Genomic DNA, 23,433 nt, shown 5'->3' on the forward strand with positions numbered 1-23,433 from the left:
GCACAAAAATAAAGGCATTTTCAGTAAAAACAAATAAAATCTATCTATTTAGTAGATTTAATTAAATTTGCGCCATGAAAGTACTGCCAATCCGTTTTTTCTTTGAAAGCAGCATATAATTTGATAACTTGTGTAAAATTTACACCAAGGGCCTGGTGCCCAAACCAGAATAAAAATGAAACCTAAACAATTGTTCGTCTGCCTCTCCTTTGCAGGCATTTCATTATTTACACAACAAGATGTTGTCGCTCAGTCTAAACCTGAGGGAAAGAGCGGAAACCCCGTGTTTCCGGGTTGGTATGCTGATCCGGAAGGCGCCATATTTGGTAAGGAATATTGGATATATCCTACCTATTCTGCAAAATATGAAGAGCAGACCTTTATGGATGCTTATAGCTCCGAAGACCTTGTGACCTGGAAGAAGCACCCTAAAGTGCTGGACAAGGCAGACGTCAAATGGGCGCATAAAGCGATGTGGGCGCCGTCCATTATTAAAAAGGACAGTAAGTACTACCTGTTTTTCGGCGCCAACGATATTCAGAATGACAATGAGACAGGCGGTATCGGTATTGCGGTATCCGACAAACCTGAGGGCCCGTTCAAAGACTATCTGGGCAAGCCCCTGATTGACAAGTTCCATAATGGTGCGCAGCCGATTGACCAGTATATATTCAGGGACAAAGACGGGCAGTATTACCTGTACTATGGTGGCTGGAGACATTGCAATGTGGTGAAACTAAGCAAGGACTTTAAGCGTATTGTGCCTTTCCCTGACGGCACTACCTATAAAGAGGTGACGCCAAAAGGTTATGTGGAAGGCCCTTTTATGTTCATCAGGAACGGTAAATATTATTTCATGTGGAGCGAAGGCGGATGGACAGGTCCGGATTATTCCGTGGCCTACGCGATCGCGGATTCGCCTATGGGGCCTTTCGAGCGTATCGACAAAATCCTGAAACAGGATCCTTCGGTTGCGACTGGTGCCGGGCACCATTCGGTAATTCAAAACCCGAAAACAAAGGAATATTTTATTGTATACCACCGCAGGCCGCTCGGCGAGACTAACGGTAACCACAGGGTAACCTGTATCGACAAACTGGAATTTGACGAAAACGGACACATAAAGCCGGTAAAGATCACGTTCGAGGGCGTTGCGGCCAGCCCCATCAGATAATGGCCTATGCCGCATGAGGATTTAAATACATTTAGCGATGCCGACCTGCTGCTTGAAATCGGAAAAGGCAGCAGGTCGGCATTCGATGTAATTTATAACCGCTACTGGAAGGAAGTATACAATGCGGCATTCAAGCGGCTGGATGATGAACAGCAGGCACAGGATATTACCCAGGATGTATTTGTACAGCTCTGGCTGAGGGCGTCGGATGACGCTATCGAAAACCTGTCAGCCTATCTGCGGGTTTCTGCACGGAATGGGGTGTTTAAGTATTTTGAACGGGCCGGAAGGCTCTCATTGCAGCCGTATGCAGGGGAAGAACAGAGCGGCGGGCCGGCTTCCGCTGATTCAGGCATTGCTTACAGGGAGTTTTACGCTGCATTTCAGAAATTGATCGAAAATTTACCCGAACAGCAACGCATCATATTCAGACTACGCTTCGATGAGGACCTTAGCAGCCTGGAAATCGCAGAAAAACTGAACATTTCACCCAAAACTGTTAGAAATCAACTCGGAAAATCACTCGCCACATTAAGAAAGTCGCTTATTCTTATGCAAATCTTGTTCTTTTTGTACCCGGTCAGGTAATTTTTTTTTAAATCGCGTGGGCTAATCTTTTTTTTCAGACTCCTGTATATAGAAAACCCATCATGGAGCAAAAGAAAAAAAGTTATTTCCTGAAAATCCTGGAGAGATACCGTGGCGGTAACGCAAGCCCGGAAGAGATCAGGTTTCTTGAAGCTTATTACAATTTGTATGAGGACCGGGATGACGCGGTGACCGATGCAAATGAGCATGGTTATGCCCTGCTGAAGGACAGGATACACGAAAATATATTGAGCACAATTGGCGGTGAGCGGCAACCGGCGGTAAAACCGGTTCCCAGGATCAACTGGTACAGATATGCAGGTATTGCCGCGGTGCTGTTACTGACACTGTCTTTGGCCATATATTTTTTAAACACTGGGAAGGACCCGCTGCCTGCTACTGCACAGATTGACGAGAACATCAGGCCCGGAGGCAACAAAGCCATCCTGACACTGGCCGGGGGACGCAAGATCGTGCTTGACGACCGAAGGTCCGGCGAAATCGCCCGCCAGGCAGGCATCAGGATTTCCGGCTCCGGAAATGGACAGCTCGTCTATACTGTAACACCGGAAAACATGGAAAACGAAGGGCCTGTACCGGAACATGCGGTCAGTACGCCTAACGGTGGGCAGTATCAGGTTGTTCTTCCTGACGGAACCAGTGTGTTTTTAAATTCAGCCTCTACCCTCACCTTTCCTGCAGTGTTCCGGGGCAGTGAACGTGTGGTCGGACTCCGCGGCGAAGCTTATTTTGAGGTCAGCAAAGACCCTTCACATCCTTTCCGAGTGAAATCCGGGACCCAGACTGTAGAAGTAATGGGCACCCATTTCAACATTAATGCTTACGAGGATGAACCTTCAATGCGTACTACACTTGTCGAAGGCGCGGTTAAGGTATATGCCGGAACCGGGTCCCTGGTCCTGGCCCCGGGCCAGCAGGCTTCGGTAAGCCGATCGGAAAAAAATATACTCGTGCGGCGGAATGCAGACCTGGAAAAGGAACTTGCCTGGAAGAACGGCCTCTTCTCCTTTGAGGGAGACCACATTAAAGATATCATGCGCAATATAGCCAGGTGGTATGATGTAGATATAGCATACGAAGGCGAACTCCCCGATATTGACTTCACCGGGCAGATATCGAGGCAAACCCGCCTCAGCGAAGTGATCCGGATACTAGAGTTATACCACCTCCGCATAAAAGTCAGCGGTAAGACGCTAACCGTATCTTACCATGAACCGCAAAATACAAACCGTCCCTGAACCAAACCAACTAACTGATTATTTACCAAACCAAACCGACACCATGACCAAAAAGCTACATTAAGAACCAGGGAAATTGAAAAAAAAGCCGGAAGTCTCTTACCCTTCCGGCCTGAAAGTAAGGTAAGCAGCCGGATATTCGACCTCCCGGGCTGCTAGTTGTTCACTTAATTCCATTTCAAAAGTATGAAATTAACTTTTCTTTACAACCCCGCGCCGGAAGCGTGGAAGGTAAAGTATAAATTATTAGTAGTGATGAAGTTAACTGCTATTTTAATGCTGATAGGCACACTGCACATCCACGCAGCGGCCTTTTCACAGAATGTGACCGTTTCCAGAAAAAACACCACACTGGAAACCGTACTCAAAGACATCAGGAAACAGACCGGGTATTTGTTCTTTTACAGCGGAAAACAGAGCCTGAACAAACAACTGCTGGACGTTAACCTGAAGAATGTACCATTGCAGGAAGCGCTGAATGCTTGCTTCAAGGATTTAGGGCTTACGTACAATATTGTGGACAAAACGATCGTAATCCGGAACGAAGAGCCCGCATCCCGAATACTCGACGGCGCTGCGAGCCAGTTCATCCGTGTGACCGGATTTGTCATTGAGGAGGATACAAAAAAGGAGATTCCAGGTGTGAACGTGATGGTAAAGGGTAAAACTTCGGTGCGTACCCAGACCAATGAGCGCGGACAGTTTCAGCTGGATGTTGACAACGGGGACATTCTGGTATTTACCTATATTGGTTTCGAGCCTAAGGAGGTGAAGGTGACCAATGCAGGTCCTCTGGTTGTTGCGCTGAAGACCCAGGTGAATATGATCGAGAATGTGGTGGTGACGGGTTATCAGACGATTAAAAAGGAAAGCTATACAGGTAATGCCATCGTCGTGAAAGGGGACGACCTGAAAAGAAGCAATCCTCAGAACGTATTAAAGGCAATACAGTCATTTGACCCTTCTTTCCGGCTACTCGACAACAACCTTGCCGGTTCGGATCCGAATGCAATGCCCAGGATCAATGTCAGGGGAGCTACGGCGCTGCCATCTATCCCGGGAAGCAAGGAAGACTTGATAAACCGGGACAACCTGGCTGCACAGTTTAACCAGCCTGCATTTATCCTGGATGGTTTTGAAGTCACGTTACAGAAAGTTGTCGATCTCGACATCAACAGGATCGAATCGATAACCCTTTTAAAGGACGCGGCCGCCACTGCCGTATATGGTTCAAGGGCGGCGAACGGTGTGATGGTGATTACCACGAAAGCTCCGGTAGCCGGAAAGCTGCAGTTGTTCTACAATTCTGAACTCCAGGTGACCGCTCCTGACCTGTCTGGCTATCATGTACTGAACGCAAAGGACAAGATTGCCTATGAACAAATGGCTGGTTTGTACAGCGACCGCGGCGATCTGGGTGACGATGCCAGGGAACAGCGCGATGCACAATTGTTCAACAGACTTAGAAATGTGGCCAGCGGAGTCAATACCTACTGGCTCTCACAACCTTTACGAAATGCTTACGGCCAAAAACATTCCCTGAACGCTCAGGGCGGGGACCAAAGTTTCAGATATGGAATTGACCTGAGGTATCAGACCATGCCTGGTGTGATGAAAGGTGCTACCCGTGACCGCTACAGCGGAGGGATGAACTTTACTTACAACCCTTCAAAAAAGCTGATCTTTAGAAACGATCTGTCGGTAAACCAAACAAACGGCGTTGATTCAAAATATGGAAATTTCGAAGATTATGCACGAATGAATCCATATTTCCCCTTAAAAGATAGCCTGGGCAGGACCATACAGGAACTGGCCAACTGGCGGGTCAATACTTTCAGAAATGGCCCGGATCAATATGTGGACCGCTTCGTCTTCAACCCGCTGTATGACGCCAGTTTAAGCAACTTTAGTAAGAATTCATATTTCGAGCTCATCGATGCATTTACAGCCGATTACAGACTTTCTGAAAGTTTCCGTATCAGGTCGCTCATCAGTTTGAACAATACCATTTCAAAAAATGATGTATTTGTCTCGCCGCTGAGCAGCGCATTTTATGATTATGGAACTGACCGGCTCAATAACCGGGGAACTTACGATTATGCTACGACAAACCGGCTGGCTGTAGACGGCAACTTAACTGTGAACTATTTTAAGCAGATCAACGACCACGCTTTCAACTTCGTACTGGGTGCCAACGTCATATCTGCGAGAAGCGATTTCAAGGGATTCTCGGCACAAGGCTTTTCCAACGACCGCTTTACAAATGTCGGCTTTGCAAGAATTTACCGGGAAAACTCGAATCCTGACGGGAACGTCATCATCAGCAGGACTGCAGGTGCTTTCTTTTCTGGTAATTACTCTTATAAAAACAGGTACCTGATGGACGGATCCTTCAGAATGGATGGTTCATCAGCCTTCGGATCGGACAGGCGGTTTGCCCCTTTTTATGCTATCGGCCTTGGCTGGAATTTGCACAATGAGGATTTCATGAAAGGTTCGGTATTCAGTCAACTCAGATTAAGGGCAAGTACAGGCGTGGTCGGTTCTATTGGCTTCCCGGCATATATGTCACGTTCAATTTATACATACAACAGCAATAACTGGTACTCAACGGGCATTGGGGCGACGACACAGAATTACGGTAACAGTAACCTGGAGTGGCAGCAAACCAAGAACTATGACGTCGGTATGGACATCGGATTCCTGAACGACAGGATTGTACTCTCACCACGGTATTATTACAAACTTACTGAAGGCCTGATTACAGATATCAACCTTGCGCCTTCTACCGGATTCGTGACCTACAAAGACAATCTTGGAGACATGAACAACAAAGGTTATGAACTGTATTGGAAAGGTAATGTCTACGCCGGAAATGGCTTCACTGCTTCCCTCAACGGGAACATTGCACACAATACCAATACGCTGGTGAAATTGTCCAACTCCCTGAAAGCGTTTAACAGCAAGATCGACGACATCCAGAACGACCCCAATAATGAGCTTTATGCAATGCCGTTACTGCGGTACAATGAAGGGCAGTCGCTGAATACGCTTTATGCGGTAAAGTCACTGGGTATCGACCCTGAGAACGGGAAAGAAATATTTGTAAAGCGGGACGGGTCGCTTACTTATGACTATGATGTCAGGGACACACAACCGGTGGGAGACAGCACCCCGTCGGTGGAAGGCAATCTGAACCCGAACTTTACTTATAAGGGCTTCATGCTCAGCATGAATTTCTGGTTCCGTCTTGGCGGCCAGATCTATAACCAGACACTGGTGGACCGGATTGAAAATGCCGACCCACGCTTTAATGTCGACCGCAGGGCAATGGAACTCAGGTGGGTAAAACCGGGTGATCAGGCTTTGTACAAAAACATCCAGGACCTGTCACTGACACGTGCAAGCTCCAGGTTCATCCAGAAAGAAAGCCTGATTGACCTGCAGTCGGTTTACCTTTCCTATGATTTTAAACGCGAATTCATCCGCAGGTTCGGCTTCCAGTCACTCCGGACTGCGATTACGGCCAACGACCTGTTCAGAGCATCTACTATTGAAATAGAACGCGGAATCAATTCTCCGTTCGCAAGAAGTGTGACCTTTTCATTACAGGCATCATTTTAATTTAAGACCATGAAAAATTTTATATATCTGATCATCTTATTACTGACATGCTCGTCATGTAAAAAATTCCTCGACGTGCAACCGGAATCCGATGTCTCGAAAGAGGACCTGTTTACTTCACAGGAAGGCTTTCAGGAAGCTTTGAACGGCATCTATAACATGGCTTCGGAAATGTCGCTTTACGGGGGGAACCTTACTTTCAGCAACCATGACATCATGGCACAGAATTATGAATTTACAGATGTGAACCTGCGGAAAGTAGCTTCATTTCAGTTCAACGACCCTTTCCTGATCGGCAAAAACGACCAGATCTGGGCTACGATGTATAAAGCAATCGGTAACTGCAATGCGATACTGGAGGTGATTGACGCAAAAAAGGGTATCCTATACGATGGAAACTATGAACTGATCAAGGGAGAGGCCCTTACGCTTCGTGCCTACCTGCATTTTGATCTGCTTCGTATGTTCGCCCCTTCTTTTGCAAGTCAGCCGAATGCACCGGCCATTCCTTATGTCACAATCGTATCCATCAAAAGCACACCATTTTCGACGGTAACCGAGACGCTGGACAAGATCATTGCAGACCTGAATACGGCAAAGCAGTTATTGAAAGCGGTAGATCCTATAAGGACTCCGGCATATATCGTCGGCTATCCTGATAAAGACTATCCGCAGGGATTTCCGGAAGCTCAAAAGGAAACTGAAAGGCAAAACGGTTCGCTGTTTCTTCAGAACAGACGTCACCGCATGAATTACTTCACGGTTTGTGGTGAACTGGCCAGGGTGTATCTGTATAAAAAAGATTATCAGAATAGCCTGGCGAATGCCCTTGAAGTGATTGACGCTAAAAAATTTCCCTGGACCAAACAGGCAGACTTTTTCAATACGAATGCACAGCAAAGGGACAAAATTTTCTATCCTGAACTGATTTCTGCATGGTTTGTGCCACAATCGGTGCGCGACCATGTAAATGACCTCTTTTCAGACAATGATGCAGCGTACACGCCAAGCATTACGCAAAAAGACCTGATTTATGAAAAGGGTTCGGTGGGCGCAGACGATTGGCGCTGGAGACAATGGTTTATAGATGTTACGGGAAGTAACACTGTTGGACGCTCTTTCCTGCAGAAATACACCTGGAACGGATCTCCTCAGCGCAACCTGCACCCTGTTGTAGCTCCTGCAATGCGGCTTTCGGAAATGTATTACATTGCCGCTGAAGCAAGCTTTGACTCGGATCCGGTTAAGGCTACAGCCTTGGTAGACAGCGTGCGCGTCCACAGAGGAATCGGACAGGCCATTCCCAAAAACATTTCCCGCCCTGATTTCATCAAAAAGCTGGTTGAAGAGGCCAGAAAGGAGTTCTTCGGTGAAAGCCAGATTTTTTACATGCATAAACGGTTGAACAGGGAAATCATCAACACAAACGGGTTGATCTATCCGGCGAGTGACAAGATATTTGTGTTCCCGATCCCTGTTGATGAAATTGCTTACAGAAATTAAACTGAGAACAAATGAAACGATACTTTAATTATATCCTCGTATTGACTGCAGTTTTATTCGCCTGCAAGAAAAATGAAATATCCAGATATGAAGGTGTGACGGACAATATTTATCTGAACTATAAGGATGTTGATGGAAATCCCGATACTTCAGCCATTACCTATTCCTTTGCCGACAAGAGCGGACTTGCTAGTGACACCGTCTGGGTACCTGTAAGCATCAGTGGAAACCGCAAGCCACAAGACAGAAAATTCGTCTTGTCGGTTGTAGACTCACTGACGTCAGCTCAGTCAGGGTTGCATTATGAACCTTTAAAAGCATTTTATACCATGCCTGCTGATTCGGGCAAGATGCTGGTACCGGTAATCCTGAAAAATACCGACCCTGAATTGGCTAACAAATCTGTTGCGCTGGGCATTAGGGTGACCGCTGGCGGTGATTTTGACATCAGCCTTCCTGTACCGATACGCACGAAGAGGATCATCTATTCTAACCGGTTAGAGCAGCCGGAGTGGTGGGCATGGTGGCAGGGCCAATTAGGTAAATATAACAGGACGGCACACCGGTTATTCCTGATTTCGGGTGGCCAGGCTTTAGTGAACCCGCAAGCGCCTGACGGCTACATGGGTATCCCGCGGACGCTTTATTACCTGGAAAACCTCAGGAATTTCACCCGTGATCCTTTTACCTGGGTAGCCAGATTTCCGGAGAAAGGATATGTATTGACCAAGCGGGCCGATGGAACTGAAGATTATGACTTCTACCATGTAGACGCACCGACAATCAAGATCTACGTGAAGTTCTTTCCGCAGGTAAACGGATATTTCTTTATGGATGAAAATGGCAATCAAATCATCATTAATTAAGAATTACGATTATGAAATTGAAACTAATAGGTTTTCTGGCCTTTTTGGCCATCTTATATACATCGTGTAAAAAGGACCTGGGTAACTATGTATATACTCCACCCTCCAGTCCAGTGATCAAAGGTATCCAGGATGCCAATTTTCAGGCACTGATCGGTGATTCCCTCATCATCAAGCCAGAGATCAGTCTGGACGGTGCGGATCCGCTTAAAGACCTAAGCTTTGAGTGGCGTATCCTTCTTTTAGAAGAATTAAGAGAATTGAGTTTTACCGGTTATCCGTTCAAAATGCTGTTCAATCTGGGAACCGGAGAACGTGCTGCGACACTGATTGTCACCGATAAGCGTAACGGATTGATTTACAAATACAAGTTCAAAATCACAGGCACCACTCAATTTTCGAATGGTACGCTCGTTCTGAGTAACGAAGGCGGTAAGGCAAAGTTATCGTTTGTGAAGCCGGACAATACGGTGCTCGCCAACATCTACGAAAGCCTTCAAGATGGTGAGCTTCCTGCAAACCCTGTACAGCTGTATTATTCAAAGCCGCTGCCCTACCAGTTACTAAGTAAGGAAGAATACTGGATCTTATGTAAAGACCCTCTAAAAGGTAGCGTAATTGTCAATCCAAGCACACTGCTGCTAAAGGATAATTTCAGATCGCAATTCTTCCTGCCGCCGGCAACCATAACTCCGGGATGGCTGGAAACCTATCAAGGTACCATTTCACATGGTGTGATCAACAGCAAACTGTATATCGGCGTGCAATCAACCGCTCCGTTTGCCCCAGATTACGGCAAGTTTACGAATGAACAGCAGGGTGACTATGAGTTGTCTCCTTTTTACACCTTTACAGGAGCCTTTTATATTGGCTATGATCTAAAGTCAAAAAGTTTTGTCGTGTTTGATGGAGGAGGAACCTATGCAGGCAACAACTACGAGGTAACTACCGATCCGGCTCCTGCATTTGATCCGAAAAACACAGGATTATCCAATCTGGTATATATGAAGGCGGCTGTCTCAGGTACGACTTACGCATTCTTCAGGGAGGCTGACGGTAAGACCTATGAGCTCCGGTTTGATAACAAGTTGGCAGAAAGTCCAAGAAAAATCACCGCAACGCAAAAGCGTTTGTTTGCGGGATCTTCGCAAGTCCAGGCAGATTCAAAATGGGTAAGAAATTCTATCAATGTATTCTATTTCTCGTCCAATGACAAAATCTACAGATACAATCCGATCAACGAAGACCTGAAAGCACTGGACGCAGATTTCGGCGGCAAAAAAGTATCTATGCTCAAAATCAGCACTGACGACAACACATTGACAGTTGGTGTAGACGGTGCGGTACATATCCTAGATGTCAGCGTCGGGAAGAACGGTAATATTACAAAATCAACCACAGGTATACCTGGTGCCCCGGTTGACTTTTTAACCAGAACAAATTAAACTTGAAAAACACGAAATGAAAATAAAACTCATGATCTTTACGCTGCTCGCCCCATGGGCAGCAGCAGCCCAAAGCCCTAATTTTACCATAACGGGTAAAATCGGCAATCTGAACAAGCCTGCGAAGGTATACATTGACTATTCTTCCGATGGCCAGGGCAAAACGGACTCTGCGGAACTGGTGAACGGAACTTTCAAAGTTACCGGATATATAGACGGCATTGCCAATTCGAGAATGGTACTTTCCAGAGAAGGTATTAAAGACAAGGAAATTTACGCAACAGGCACCGGAGATGTCATTTATGTGAGTTTTGGTAAGGAAAAAATTCATATTACCTCCCCTGACTCGCTTTATAACGCCAAATGGACTGGTTCAAAAGTGTACAACGAATTACAAGCCTTCAACAAGACCGTTGGGCCTACCGTAATGACCGTGCATCACAACGCGAATGTTTTGCTCCGGAAAGCCAGTCCCGAGCAGCAGAAAGACACCTTGTATTTCAAAACGCTGGACAAAAAAGTACAGGCTTACCGCAAATCTCGCGGTGAGCAACTGCTTGAGTTTGCGAAAAATAATCCTGATTCCTATTTCGCACTTCAGGGCCTTTCTGAACTGGTCAGCGGGTATTCAATGAAGCCTGAAGCGGCCCTGCCTGTCTTCAACAAACTGAATGAAAAGCTCAGGTTGTCTTATACCGGCCAGGGCCTCTACAAGATTCTGAATGCCCATACCGTTACGGCATTGGGCTCCATTGCTCCCAACTTCACACAGAACGATGTAAATGGCAAACCGGTTTCTCTTTCTGACTATAAGGGGAAATATGTACTGGTCGAATTCTGGGCCAGTTGGTGCTCTCCCTGCCGTGCAGAAAGTCCGAACCTTCTGAAACAATATGCTGCCTATAAGGACAAGGGCTTTGAGATACTTGGCGTATCGGTAGACAATGACAAGGCCAAATGGCTGGACGCCATTAAGAAAGATGGTTTGACATGGACACAGGTATCCGATCTGAAAGGCTGGGAAAGTGAGGCACGAAAAGTCTACGGGATTTCCGGCGTACCCGCAAATTTCCTGGTAAGCCCGGAAGGGAAAATCATTGGCAGCCATCTCGTTGGAGAAGCACTGAATAAGAAGCTGGCGGAACTGATGAACTAGCGATTATTCTTACCGATCAACAAATTATTTTATAAGCGTAAGCCAGTGCCGGATAGCACTGGCTTTTTTTTATTCATTTAGCGCTGCTAATACGTTTTTGTAAATTTTTCTCTTGATTATCAACATTTAAAAACAAATATTACTCAAAAATTAATTGTTTTTATAAAATACGTTTGATATGAACAACGAAGACTTATTAAAATTAATTGACAACTGTGATGAGCCAGTTAAGAACCTGATCACCTATTTAAACTCCATAACTTCGCTAAGTGAGGCCTTTGTCTCTAACATCATACCGATGCTCAAAACCGGAAAAACTGCCAGGCCACTAAAAGTGGCCAGTACCGGAAAAAAATTTCAGACAGCCTACTGGATGGATAAAGGAGGGGCGCGCTATTATGTGATTAAACATGATAAATATGGTATCCCCTATGAAAGTACAACGTATATTTTTGGCAAGGGCAAGATACTTTTTGATTCGGAGTGTTTTTTTTATGATGCCCTCAGCCGATATCATATTGAAATTTGCCGGGATTCTGTATACGTAGAATTCAGTCGCGAATCCTTTCTGTTACTCGCCGGCGTAGCTCCTGAAGCAGTTGAACTGGCCAGCCGGCTCAAAGGCCTGCAGTCAGACGACAGGATGTCCCTGATCGAGGTGATAAGACTACCTCCGAAAAAGAAAATTACCGGATTTATTGAGCGTAAAGGCGAACATGTTATGATCCATCAACGCAAGCGTGATGTGATCAACTTTCTTTCTGTTTCAGAAAGTACGTTTAATATCAACAAAAATGGGCCCAGCAAAAAGAAAACCAACGCTGTCAAAAAGAAGACAAGCAGGCGGAAGAGTATAAGAACACGAAAGAACTGAGCTTACGCCCAGATCCCGTTCGCCTCAGTAAGAATAACCGGCCTTTCGGATGTAACCAGAATGGTATGTTCATGCTGAGCCACATATCCGCCTTTGTTTCCTGTTAAGGTCCAGCCATCGGATTGCTGTTCCGCAATAGTAGAATTTGTGGAGATAAAGGTTTCGACCGCAACAACCGAATCTTTTTTGAAACGCTGGGTCACATATCTGTCGTAATAGTTCAGGATGTCATGAGGTTCTTCATGCAGGCCACGGCCAACACCGTGTCCTGCAAGATTCTTAATGACTTTATAACCGCGTTTCCTGGCCTCAGTCTCAATCAGGCGGCCAATCTCATTGATCCTGACACCACCGGAAATGTGACTAAGCGCAATCCGCAGAATGTCTCTTGAAGCATCTACTAAATGCTGCAACTGCCTGTGGTCTTCCCCTAAAATAAAGGATCCGCCATTATCTGCCCAAAATCCGTTGAGTTCTGCGGACACATCAATATTGACCAGATCCCCCTCTCTGAGTATCTTTTGGTCAGTAGGTATCCCGTGGGCAACTTCTTCATTGACGCTGATACAAGTCCAGCCCGGAAATCCATAGGTCAGCCTGGGTGCGGACTTTGCCCCTATGCGGGCCAAAAGCATTCCTCCGTATTCATCAAGTTCCCGGGTACTCATACCAGGTCTCGCATATTTACGCATTTCATTCAGAGCATGTGCCACGGCAGCGCTTATCTGCTGCATGCCCTGCAGTTCCTGTACAGAAGTGATAGACATTAAAGATCTTTTAAAAAGCCAAATATAGACAACATCTTCCGGTCAAAGTGACAGACATCACATTTTATAAGGACAGTGATTACATATTTAATGACCAAACAGCAACAATTTTGGAGCACAAAATCAGGTTATGATACAAGAAGGCGCCATACTGACCAGCCTCCACTGTTTCCATTGTGGAGAAGAGATCATCAGCAGAGGAATATTTGTTTCCGGTGACAGAGAGTTTTGCTGTGCCGGTTGCAAAACTGTTCACGATATTCTGCATGAGCATCAGCTTGGCAACTACTATCAGTATAATAAAGTACCTGGTAAAACACAAAAAGCTGCAGGAAATAACTATGAATACCTGGATCTGGAGGATATCATTGTACAATTATTGGATTATCGTGATGAGCGTACAGGAATAGTTACTTTTTACATACCTGCAGTGCATTGCAGCTCCTGCATCTGGTTGCTGGAGCATCTTTACCAGTTGCATCCGGGTGTACAAAAATCGAGGATCGACTTCCTGAAGAAACAGGTCAGCGTTAACTTTGACATCCGGAAAATTAGTTTACGCGAACTCGTAGAACTTCTTACTTCAGTAGGATATGAGCCACTGATCAGCCTGAACGATGTAGTTAAAAAAAGTAAGGCTGAGCGTACCGAAAGCGGACTCGCTGCCAGGATCGCAGTTGCCGGTTTTTGTTTTGGAAACGTAATGCTCCTGAGTTTTCCTGACTACTTCGGGTTAAGTCAGCTTGAAAGCGAGTATAGCCGGTTCTTTGGCCTTTTAAATCTGGCGTTTTGCGTACCTGCAGCCTTTTATAGCGGCAAAGACTATTTTTTTTCGGCATGGAACAATCTGCGCGCAGGCAGGCTGAACCTCGATTTTCCACTCGCGCTGGGGATTGCCGTGATGTTTATACGGACAGCTTATGAAGTTTTGCTGCAGACTGGTGCCGGCTTTGCCGATACACTTTGCGGCCTGGTATTCTTCCTGCTCGTAGGCAGGTGGATGCAACAGCGCACTTTCCATCATATTTCCTTTGAAAGGGACTACCGTTCATATTTTCCAGTTGCAGTCACCAGGATCGAAGGTTCCGGAGAGCGGCCTGTACCACTTGCAGAACTGAAACAAGGTGACCGGATAAGGGTACGCTGTCAGGAAATCATTCCGGCTGACGCGATCTTGCTGAAAGGTGACGGAGAGATCGACTTTAGCTTTGTGACAGGTGAATCTGAGCCCGTAAAGAAAATATTGGGCGAAGTAGTTTATGCAGGAGGACGGCAGTTGGGTAGCGCCCTGGAGATGGAAGTCCTGAAGCCGGTATCCCAAAGTTACCTGACCCAACTCTGGAATAACGAAGCCTTCGCCAGGAACAAGCCACACATCCGTACATTCAGCGATACGGCAAGTAAATATTTCAGCATTGTACTGCTGTTGATCGCTTTCGGGTCTGCCGGCTTCTGGCTGATCAACCACCAAAGCGATAAGGCACTGGCCGCCTTTACCGCTGTACTGATCATCGCCTGTCCCTGTGCACTGGCACTGAGTTCGCCTTTTACGCTGGCCGCTGTGACTGGCATCTTCGACCGCAATAAATTCTATCTCAAAAATACGGCTGTGGTAGAGCAGCTGGCCCGTATCGATACATTCGTATTTGACAAGACCGGAACAATTACCAGCCCCGAAGGTGCAAACCTCAGGTTTACCGGGAGCATAGACGAAGAACAACGACAATGGATCAGCGATCTCTGCCGCAATTCCGGTCACCCGCTGAGCCGTGAGCTTGTGCGTCAGCTAGGGTTGCCACTCAGGTACCGGGCTGAGCAGTATACAGAAAAAATTGGGAGGGGCATCAGTGGCATGGTCAATGGAAATCATGTAAAATTGGGAAGTTCTGCATTCCTTGGCCTGCCACTGGTGGATTCTTCCGAACACAGCAGCGTCCACGTAATGGTCAACGACCATTACCTCGGCAGCTTTATCATCCATCAGCAATGGCGCAGCGGCTTCAAAGACCTATTGCTCCGTCTGGGCACCTGGGCAGACCTGCACTTGCTTTCCGGCGATCAGGACCGCGATAAGCAGCAACTGGTGCCCTACTTTGAAAGCGCCCGTAAAATGCATTTCGGGCAATCACCCCAGGACAAGCTGGATTATATTGCTGCACTGCAGCAAAACGGAAATAAGGTCCTCATGTTCGGAGATGGGTTAAACGACTCCGGCGCGTTGAAGCAAAGCGATCTTGGCGTCGCGGTAACGGACAACATCAACAATTTTTCTCCGGGTTGCGAAGCTATTCTTGACGGGGCCTCATTCGGAAAGATCCCGCAGTTTATCCAGCAGGCAAAAGACGCAGTTAAAATTATCCACATGTCCTTTGGGATATCGCTGAGCTACAATGCTGTGGGCCTTTACTTTGCGACTCAGGGCCTGTTATCCCCGCTCCTTGCAGCCATCCTGATGCCACTAAGCACAATAACCATTATTTCATTCACTACTGTGGCTGCACGGATGTATGCCCGGAAAAACCACCTTTTATGAACATGATATTTATCCTGATCGGCTGCAGTATCTTGCTTGCACTGATCTTTCTTGCCGCATTTTTCTGGGCGAACAATACGGGCCAGCATGACGATACCTATACACCTGGCATCCGTATTCTGCTGGATGAAGCCGATCCTGTAAACGAAGTCAGCACAGGTGACCGAGATCACATTCCTTCAAAATCCTGATCACTAACCTCCGGCCCGGACCAGGGTAACTTTACACCACAAAAACTAAACACCTCATTTGACATGATCGAGAAATTCTACTACGACAATAAGATTGTCAGAAACTTTGCCATCGCCACCATTGTCTGGGGCATCATCGGCATGACCGTAGGGTTACTGATTGCCTTCCAGCTTTTCAAACCGGCGATGAACATGGGCACACAGTATACAACGTTCGGCCGGATCAGGCCGCTGCACACCAATGCCGTTATTTTTGCATTCGTGGGAAATGCCATTTTCATGGCCGTATATTATTCTCTCCAGAGGCTGTTAAAGGCCAGGATGTTCAGCGATACGCTCAGCAAGATCCATTTCTGGGGCTGGCAGCTCATTATTGTCGCAGCAGCGATCACCCTCCCACTGGGTCTGTCAACTTCACATGAATATGCAGAACTGGAATGGCCGATTGACATTGCGATCACCGTCATTTGGGTGGTTTTTGGGATCAATATGTTCGGCACGATCATCAAACGCAGAGAACAGCACATGTATGTCGCCATCTGGTTCTACATTGCCACTTTCGTCACAGTTGCCGTGCTTCATATTGTCAATTCGTTTGAATTACCGGTGTCTGCTTTCAAAAGTTATTATCTGTATGCAGGTGTACAAGATGCGCTGGTACAATGGTGGTATGGACATAATGCGGTCGCATTCTTCCTCACCACGCCTTACCTGGGCATGATGTATTACTTCCTGCCTAAAATGGCCGGAAGACCGGTGTATTCCTATAAGCTGAGTATCCTTCACTTCTGGTCGCTGATCTTCATTTATATCTGGGCCGGCCCGCACCATCTGCTGTACACTTCACTTCCTTCCTGGGCCCAGTCGCTTGGTGTCGCATTTTCCATCATGCTCATTGCACCCAGCTGGGGCGGTATGATCAACGGGCTGCTTACACTTCGCGGTGCATGGGACAAGGTGCGTGAAGACGCCACGCTCAAGTTTATGGTAGTGGGGCTGACCGCATATGGTATGGCGACGTTTGAAGGCCCCATGCTTTCACTGAAACAGATCAACGCAATAGCGCATTTTACTGACTGGATCGTGGCTCACGTACATGTCGGTGCCCTGGGATGGAACGGCTTCCTCACCTTCGGCATCCTTTACTGGCTGATCCCCCGTATCTACAGGACCACCCTGTATTCCAAAAAACTGGCTGCTTTCCATTTCTGGATCGGCACACTGGGTATTATCTTTTATGCCGTTCCCCTGTACTTTGCTGGATTTACCCAAGGCCTGATGTGGAAAGAATTCACAGAAGAAGGGATGCTGAAATATCCAAACTTCTTAGAAACGGTTATCCAGATCATCCCTATGTATATTTTCCGCGCCATCGGCGGCACACTCTACCTGGCAGGAGTACTGGTGATGACCTACAACCTCGTGAAGACGGTACGTGCAGGAAGCCTGGTGGCCGATGAGGCTGCAGAAGCACCGGCACTGGATGTAAGCTATCAGCCGGCAGGCACAGACAGGAAGCTGCACCGCAGGCTGGAGCGCAGGCCTATGGCATTCATGGTACTTGCGCTTATCGTTATCCTGATCGGAGGAATGATCGAAATGATGCCGACGTTTACAATCAAGTCCAATATTCCTACCATCAGCAGTGTGAAGCCCTATTCGGCGCTTGAGCTTCAGGGTCGTGACCTGTATATCCGGGAGGGCTGTGTCAATTGCCACACCCAGATGGTACGTCCGTTCCGGTCAGAAACCGAACGTTACGGAGAATACAGTAAAGCAGGAGAATTCGTTTACGACCATCCGTTCCTGTGGGGCTCGAAACGTACCGGTCCTGACCTGGCCCGGGAAGGAGGGAAATATTCCAATGCCTGGCATTTCAACCACCTGCTCGATCCGCAGACCATGTCTCCGGGAAGTATCATGCCTCCTTACGAATGGCTGATCAGCCAGAAGCTGGACACAACGACTACAGCGGCAAAGATAAGGGCCATGCGTACACTTGGCGTGCCCTATGAGCTGGGTTACGAAAACCAGGCCAACCGGGACCTGGAAAATCAGGCAAAAAATATAGCAGAAGACCTGGGGAAAAATAACGTCAAGGTAAGATCCGACCGGGAAATCATTGCGATCATCGCCTATCTGCAAAGGCTCGGGACTGACATTAAAGCAAAATAAACCTTAAAAATTAATACGATGTTTAAGCAATTTCTCGAACAGACCAGCGACAAACAGGTTTACCTGATCACCTCGTTGGCCATATTTATCCTTTTCTTCCTGCTTGTTAGTATACTGCTGCTTAAAATGAGCAGGGAGCGCGTGAAATACATGAGTGAATTACCGCTAAACGAAACCGGCCATGACTGATCTTTTTATCCTTCTGCTGCTGATCGCAGCAGCATTGATCCTGATAACTGCCTTATTGGTACTGAAAGTTGTTAAGGTACTGGTAAAGGAAAGTCTTGATCCCACTATTTTTGCCAGCCCTGAGGAAAAAGCAAAACTTGAACTTCTTAAAGAAGAAACCGGAGCAGCTGCAAAGAAGAAACTTTCACTGCTGAACCGCATCATGGGCCTGAAGCCGATCGAAGAAGAAAAAGACCTGGTCATGGAACATACCTTTGATGGCATCTCAGAACTGGACAATCCTACTCCGGCCTGGTTTATGGTACTTTTCTATGGCACTATCATTTTCGCCATAGTCTATCTGCTCAGTTACCATGTATTCGGCTGGGGACCGCTGCAGGAAGAAGAATATGCCATAGAACTTAAACAGGCTGAAGAAGCCAGAACAGCAATGCTGCTCCGACCCGGAAATGCTTCCGCTAAAATTGATGAAAACAATGTAGAAGCTTCAAAAGATGCGGCAACATTACAATCTGGCGCTACGCTGTTTAAAAGCGCATGCTCGCCTTGTCACGGAGAGCAGGGTCAGGGTATTGTTGGCCCTAACCTGACCGACGAATACTGGTTACATGGAGGTACTGTAAAAGACATCTTCAAAACAATAAAATACGGTGTGCCTGATAAGGGAATGATTGCCTGGGAAAAAACACTCCGGCCAAAACAGATATCCGACCTGGCCAGTTACATCCTTTCCCTTCAAGGAAGCAATCCTCCGGGGGCAAAAGCTCCCCAAGGTAACAAATAATGAAATAACGGCGTGTCATGAAAAGACAGTGGATCTATCCAAAACACATCAGCGGAACGCTTTTCAAATACCGCAGCGCAATAGGGGCTATCCTGCTTGTATTGCTTTTCGGGGCGCCATTCATTACTTTAAATGGCGAGCAACTGGTGCTGCTGGATGTACTGCACAGAAAATTTGTCTTCTTCGGATTGGTCTTCTGGCCGCAGGATTTCTATCTGTTCGTACTCGCATTGCTCGTCTTTATCATTTTTATCGTCCTTTTTACGGTCATTTTCGGACGTGTCTTCTGTGGCTGGGCCTGTCCGCAAACCATTTTTATGGAGATGGTATTCAGACGTATCGAAATATGGATAGAAGGTGACCATAACCAGCGGAAAAAGCTTGACGAAGGACCGGTAACCCTGGAAAAAGTCATTAAAAAAACGTTAAAGCACTTTTTGTTCCTTGCCATAAGTTTCCTGATATCCAATACTTTTCTGGCTTATATCATCGGGCGAAAAGCGCTTTTTGACCTCATTACCGACCCGGTAGACCAACACATTGGCGGATTTGCGGCCATATGCATTTTCACCCTTGTTTTTTACCTGGTCTTCTCCCGTATGCGTGAGCTGGTATGTACCGTAGTCTGTCCCTATGGAAGGCTGCAAAGTGTACTCCTGGACAACCAAAGTATCGTCGTCGCCTATGATTACTCGCGCGGCGAACCCAGGGGCAGACTGAATAAGGCAATACCCGGGGCCACCGGAGACTGCGTGGACTGCAAATTATGTGTGCAGGTCTGTCCGACTGGAATAGATATCAGAAACGGTACGCAGCTCGAATGCATTAATTGTACGGCATGCATTGATGCCTGCGACATGGTCATGCAAAAAATCAATAAGCCCCTGAGACTGATCGGATTTCAGTCAGAAGAAAGCATACGGGAGAAGAAACCTTTCCGGTTGAGTAAAAGAGTATACGGTTACTCCGGGATATTGTTGCTGCTGCTTTCTGTACTGACCTATCTGCTTCTGGCCAGGACACCCGTAGAGACGACGATCCTGAGGGCAAGCGGTACACTGTACCAGCTCAATCCGGAAGACGGCACGGTCAGTAACTTGTATACCGCCGAGCTTGTAAACAAAACCAATGAACCGGTTAAGTATGAGATCAGGCCGGACGATCCGGATGCCCGCATACGTTACATTGGGAAACAGGCGGTAATTCCCGGAGGAGGAAGTTTAAAGGTTACCTTCTTCGTCATCCTGCCACAAAAGAAAATCAGGCAGTATAAGTCAGGCATCTCGTTCAGTCTGCTTTCGGGCAGCAGGACACTGGACAATTTTAAAACCACATTTATTGCACCTTTTGATCTTTAAAATATGAATTGGGGAACCAGAATCATTATCGGCATGAGCAGTTTTATGGTCTTTATCCTTGGACTGGGCTGGTTTATGGTGACAAGTGGCCAGGATGGCCTTGTAGAAAACGATTACTACGAAAAAGGCTTACAATATGACGAAGATTATCGGCTGAAACAGCAGGTTATCAAAGATAATGCTGCGCCTGAAATAAGTGTAGTCCAGGGCCTCCTGTCCATTCATTTCAGGTCGGCATCCCGCGGAGCTATACAACTGATCTGCCTGGCAGACAAAGCCATGGACAGAAGACTAAACTTCAGTACCAACAGCGATAATTCAGTTGAGATGGATGCGGACAGCTTACAGAAAGGGGCCTGGCGGTTAAAGGTCAAGTGGGAAAGCAATGGTAAACACTATCTGAGCGAAAAAGAAATCGTATTGCCATGAACAATGATAAACTGGCCTTAATGATCGGCCTGATGGGCTCTCTGCACTGCCTGGGCATGTGTGGTCCGCTGGCCTTTTCGATTCCTGTGAACAGGCCGGGATGGGCAGCTGTCCTTTCCGGCAAATTGCTTTACCAGTTTGGAAGGATTTTATCCTATTGTATCTTAGGCGCCGCAGCAGGTCTCCTGGGCAAACAGATATGGGCGTCTGGATTCCAGCAGGGTATCAGCATTCTTAGCGGATGCCTGATCCTGGTTGCCGCTATCTCTAAACTGAGGGGTGGACTGCAGACGGGCGGCAGTGTATTTGCTTTTAAGTATATACAAAACCTGATTGGCCTTGCACTGAAACACAGGGCCGGACACTTTGTGATCGGAGTGATCAATGGCTTTTTACCTTGTGGGTTTGTTTATCTCGCCCTTGCAGGAGCAATCAATATACCCGGTGTTTTTCAGGGCATTACTTATATGTTTTGGTTTGGCATAGGTACATTGCCCCTGATGTTCCTCACCGCGGTTGCAGTGGGGTTATCCAGATTTTCATTCAGAAATAAATTAAACCGGATGTTACCGTATGCCATGCTGCTGATCGGGGTATGGTTCATTCTAAGGGGGCTTGAACTGAATCTCCCCTATATTAGTCCGGGGGAACCACTTTCCCAAGGCGGGGTATGTAAATAAATCAGTCTGCCATACTGAAAAGCTGACCGGCTGGTTTTTCCGCCCATAACCTGGCATCAAAACACATGCAGATATTTCTCAGGAAACGTTTTCCTAAAGGGGTGACTGCTATTGCATGCTGAAAGACTTTCACCAGGCCGTCTTCAGCCAGCGGTTCCGTACGCTCAAGTGCCTGGCTGATCGCCTCTGTACTCCTCTCGCTATCCGACCATTTTGCCTTACCCTTACACATCAGGTCCAGAATCGTCCGTCGCAACAAAAGGTCCTCCCCATCCAGTATGTGCCCTTTAAATATAGGCAGTTGATCAGCCTGAAGCGCTTTGTGGTAAGCTTCTACCGTCTTTACATTTTGCGCAAATCCGGTCCAGCAATCGCTGATCGAAGAGACGCCAAGTCCGATAAGTACCTTTCCGGTCTGTTCGGTATAACCCATAAAATTGCGGTGCAACCTTCCCTCCTTTTCGGCGACATGAAGGTGTTCACCAGGCAACGTAAAATGATCCATCCCGATCTCCTGATAACCCGCGGCCAGCAGCTTAGATCGCCCCAGTTCATATAGACTTGCCTTAATTGCAGGCGACGGCAGGTCTTTTTCAGTGTACCTTCGCTGACCTGGTTTAAGCCATGGGGTATGTGCATAGCTATAAAAGGCAATACGGTCGGGCCGTAATTTACAGACCATATCAATCGTCTTCGCCAAGCCTTCCAGTTGCTGATGGGGCAGTCCGTAGATCAGGTCATAATTCAGAGAAGTAAAGCCCGCTTTACGGGCTGCCTCCGTAACGGCAGCAACAGTCTCATAGGATTGTATACGGTTGATCGCAAACTGCACAACGGGGTCGAAATCCTGTATACCAAGACTAATGCGCCTGAAACCCAGATTGTAAAGTTTATCCAGATGTTCCGGGGTCGTATTTGCAGGATGCCCCTCAAAACTAAAATTCGCATGATCGGGCAAACCGGAAGGACCGATTAGCCCGTTAATCAGTCTGCCGAGGTTTTCAGGGCTGAAGAACGTAGGCGTGCCCCCACCCAAATGAAGGTCTTTTATTATCGGTAAGGCGGGCAACGCATCCTTATAAAGCGCCCATTCCTTAAGCAATGCCGCTACATAAGGCTCCTCCACCTGATGATTTTTCGTGATCCGGGTATTACACCCGCAATAAGTACAAAGGCTTTCGCAGAATGGAAGATGTATATAAAGGCTCACTTCTTTTTCATTTTCCTCAAAGGAACCACGCAGCCGGTCCAGATATGCAGGTAAACTAAATTCATTGTCCTGCCAGTATGGGACGGTAGGATAGCTGGTATACCGTGGTGCGGCGATGCGGTATTTTTCAATTAAGCGATCAATGTCCATGGCTATGCACGCTTTGCTGGTCTTTGATCTGGTCGCAGGCGCGTGAACATACGCAAGCATTGCCAAGGCATTTTTTTCCCTGCCAGTTATCAAGGTTATTTATGGTTTCAATAGCCAGGGCCATCGACAACGCTTCCCCATCGAGCCCTGCTATCGAAGACTCCGGGACGTTTGCTATCCTGATGAACCTGCCGGCTGCGGCTTCGGAATCAATATGATCACAGGTTACGGAACGCGTGGCAATATAACGAATACCAAGATCTGCCAGCTGATGGACAACCTCAGCAGAAACATCATCGTCTGTGAATACAACCGCAGCATCCTTACCTTCTGCATAAAAGGCAGTTTCTGCCGACAGAGAGTTGGAGATCAGTGTGATGTCGTGTTTCTTATGGTTGGCTATGGCCAGCGGCTCTTTTTCCGCCGAACGGATACTGTAGGCTACTACTTTCATGTACTCTGGTTTAGAACACAAAGT

General features: G+C 47.0%; 20 protein-coding genes. 17 read left to right on the forward strand and 3 right to left on the reverse strand.

Annotation, left to right across the window (positions count from 1 at the left end; genetic code table 11):
• Positions 1–175: 175 nt before the first annotated feature.
• The 9 genes from P2W84_RS02815 (at position 176) to P2W84_RS02855 (ending at position 12,489) form a co-directional block, all read left to right on the forward strand.
• The gene (locus tag P2W84_RS02815; RefSeq protein WP_276088585.1) at positions 176–1,174 is read left to right on the forward strand and encodes a glycoside hydrolase family 43 protein; all 999 of its coding nucleotides are present in this window, start codon (positions 176–178) and stop codon (positions 1,172–1,174) included.
• Between the two features lie 6 nt (positions 1,175–1,180).
• Positions 1,181–1,762 (forward strand): sigma-70 family RNA polymerase sigma factor, encoded by a 582-nt coding sequence (locus P2W84_RS02820; RefSeq protein WP_276088586.1) that lies wholly within the window; start codon positions 1,181–1,183, stop codon positions 1,760–1,762.
• Positions 1,763–1,824: 62 nt separating this feature from the next.
• Positions 1,825–3,021, forward strand: a complete 1,197-nt coding sequence (locus tag P2W84_RS02825) for a FecR family protein (protein WP_276088587.1) — start codon at positions 1,825–1,827, stop codon at positions 3,019–3,021.
• Positions 3,022–3,207: 186 nt separating this feature from the next.
• Complete coding sequence (locus tag P2W84_RS02830) at positions 3,208–6,645, forward strand: SusC/RagA family TonB-linked outer membrane protein (RefSeq protein WP_276088588.1); 3,438 nt, start codon at positions 3,208–3,210, stop codon at positions 6,643–6,645.
• A gap of 9 nt (positions 6,646–6,654) precedes the next feature.
• Positions 6,655–8,148, forward strand: coding sequence for a RagB/SusD family nutrient uptake outer membrane protein (locus P2W84_RS02835; protein WP_276088589.1), 1,494 nt, complete (start codon positions 6,655–6,657; stop codon positions 8,146–8,148).
• An 11-nt stretch (positions 8,149–8,159) separates the two neighbouring features.
• A complete protein-coding gene (locus P2W84_RS02840) occupies positions 8,160–9,014 on the forward strand; it encodes a DUF4843 domain-containing protein (protein ID WP_276088590.1) in 855 nt (284 codons plus the stop codon).
• Between the two features lie 11 nt (positions 9,015–9,025).
• A complete protein-coding gene (locus tag P2W84_RS02845) occupies positions 9,026–10,459 on the forward strand; it encodes a PKD-like family lipoprotein (protein WP_276088591.1) in 1,434 nt (477 codons plus the stop codon).
• Between the two features lie 16 nt (positions 10,460–10,475).
• The gene (locus P2W84_RS02850; RefSeq protein ID WP_276088592.1) at positions 10,476–11,615 is read left to right on the forward strand and encodes a TlpA disulfide reductase family protein; all 1,140 of its coding nucleotides are present in this window, start codon (positions 10,476–10,478) and stop codon (positions 11,613–11,615) included.
• A gap of 178 nt (positions 11,616–11,793) precedes the next feature.
• A complete protein-coding gene (locus tag P2W84_RS02855; RefSeq protein ID WP_276088593.1) occupies positions 11,794–12,489 on the forward strand; it encodes a hypothetical protein in 696 nt (231 codons plus the stop codon).
• Positions 12,490–12,491: 2 nt separating this feature from the next.
• On the opposite strand, the gene map is transcribed toward P2W84_RS02855, so the two are convergent.
• On the reverse strand, positions 12,492–13,256 hold the full coding sequence (map, locus tag P2W84_RS02860) for a type I methionyl aminopeptidase (protein ID WP_276088594.1): 765 nt from the start codon (positions 13,254–13,256) through the stop codon (positions 12,492–12,494).
• Positions 13,257–13,386: 130 nt separating this feature from the next.
• Here map and P2W84_RS02865 point away from each other — a divergent pair, with 130 nt between their 5' ends.
• The 8 genes from P2W84_RS02865 (at position 13,387) to P2W84_RS02900 (ending at position 21,595) form a co-directional block, all read left to right on the forward strand.
• On the forward strand, positions 13,387–15,789 hold the full coding sequence (locus P2W84_RS02865) for a heavy metal translocating P-type ATPase metal-binding domain-containing protein (protein ID WP_276088595.1): 2,403 nt from the start codon (positions 13,387–13,389) through the stop codon (positions 15,787–15,789).
• Positions 15,786–15,980, forward strand: a complete 195-nt coding sequence (ccoS, locus tag P2W84_RS02870; RefSeq protein ID WP_276088596.1) for a cbb3-type cytochrome oxidase assembly protein CcoS — start codon at positions 15,786–15,788, stop codon at positions 15,978–15,980. Before P2W84_RS02865 ends, ccoS begins: the two co-directional genes overlap by 4 nt.
• 63 nt (positions 15,981–16,043) lie before the next feature.
• Positions 16,044–18,155, forward strand: a complete 2,112-nt coding sequence (ccoN, locus tag P2W84_RS02875) for a cytochrome-c oxidase, cbb3-type subunit I (protein WP_276088597.1) — start codon at positions 16,044–16,046, stop codon at positions 18,153–18,155.
• Between the two features lie 18 nt (positions 18,156–18,173).
• The gene (locus tag P2W84_RS02880) at positions 18,174–18,344 is read left to right on the forward strand and encodes a hypothetical protein (RefSeq protein ID WP_276088598.1); all 171 of its coding nucleotides are present in this window, start codon (positions 18,174–18,176) and stop codon (positions 18,342–18,344) included.
• Positions 18,337–19,128 (forward strand): cbb3-type cytochrome c oxidase N-terminal domain-containing protein, encoded by a 792-nt coding sequence (locus tag P2W84_RS02885; RefSeq protein WP_276088599.1) that lies wholly within the window; start codon positions 18,337–18,339, stop codon positions 19,126–19,128. Before P2W84_RS02880 ends, P2W84_RS02885 begins: the two co-directional genes overlap by 8 nt.
• Before the next feature lie 17 nt (positions 19,129–19,145).
• Positions 19,146–20,486 carry a cytochrome c oxidase accessory protein CcoG gene (gene ccoG / locus P2W84_RS02890; RefSeq protein WP_276088600.1) on the forward strand — a complete coding sequence of 447 codons (1,341 nt, stop codon included), beginning with the start codon at positions 19,146–19,148 and terminating at the stop codon, positions 20,484–20,486.
• 3 nt (positions 20,487–20,489) lie between these two features.
• Positions 20,490–20,915, forward strand: coding sequence for a FixH family protein (locus P2W84_RS02895; protein WP_276088601.1), 426 nt, complete (start codon positions 20,490–20,492; stop codon positions 20,913–20,915).
• A complete protein-coding gene (locus P2W84_RS02900; RefSeq protein WP_276088602.1) occupies positions 20,912–21,595 on the forward strand; it encodes a sulfite exporter TauE/SafE family protein in 684 nt (227 codons plus the stop codon). The genes P2W84_RS02895 and P2W84_RS02900 overlap by 4 nt, the downstream gene beginning before the upstream one ends.
• A 1-nt stretch (position 21,596) precedes the next feature.
• Here P2W84_RS02900 and hemN read toward each other — a convergent pair whose 3' ends face one another.
• Both hemN and P2W84_RS02910 read right to left on the reverse strand, forming a co-directional pair.
• Positions 21,597–22,961 (reverse strand): oxygen-independent coproporphyrinogen III oxidase, encoded by a 1,365-nt coding sequence (gene hemN, locus P2W84_RS02905; protein WP_346348946.1) that lies wholly within the window; start codon positions 22,959–22,961, stop codon positions 21,597–21,599.
• Complete coding sequence (locus tag P2W84_RS02910; RefSeq protein WP_276088603.1) at positions 22,945–23,409, reverse strand: lactate dehydrogenase; 465 nt, start codon at positions 23,407–23,409, stop codon at positions 22,945–22,947. The genes hemN and P2W84_RS02910 overlap by 17 nt, the downstream gene beginning before the upstream one ends.
• Positions 23,410–23,433: the final 24 nt, after the last annotated feature.

The sequence above is a fragment of the Pedobacter sp. JY14-1 genome, from assembly GCF_029269825.1.
In the GTDB taxonomy this organism is placed as follows: Bacteria; Bacteroidota; Bacteroidia; order Sphingobacteriales; family Sphingobacteriaceae; genus Pedobacter.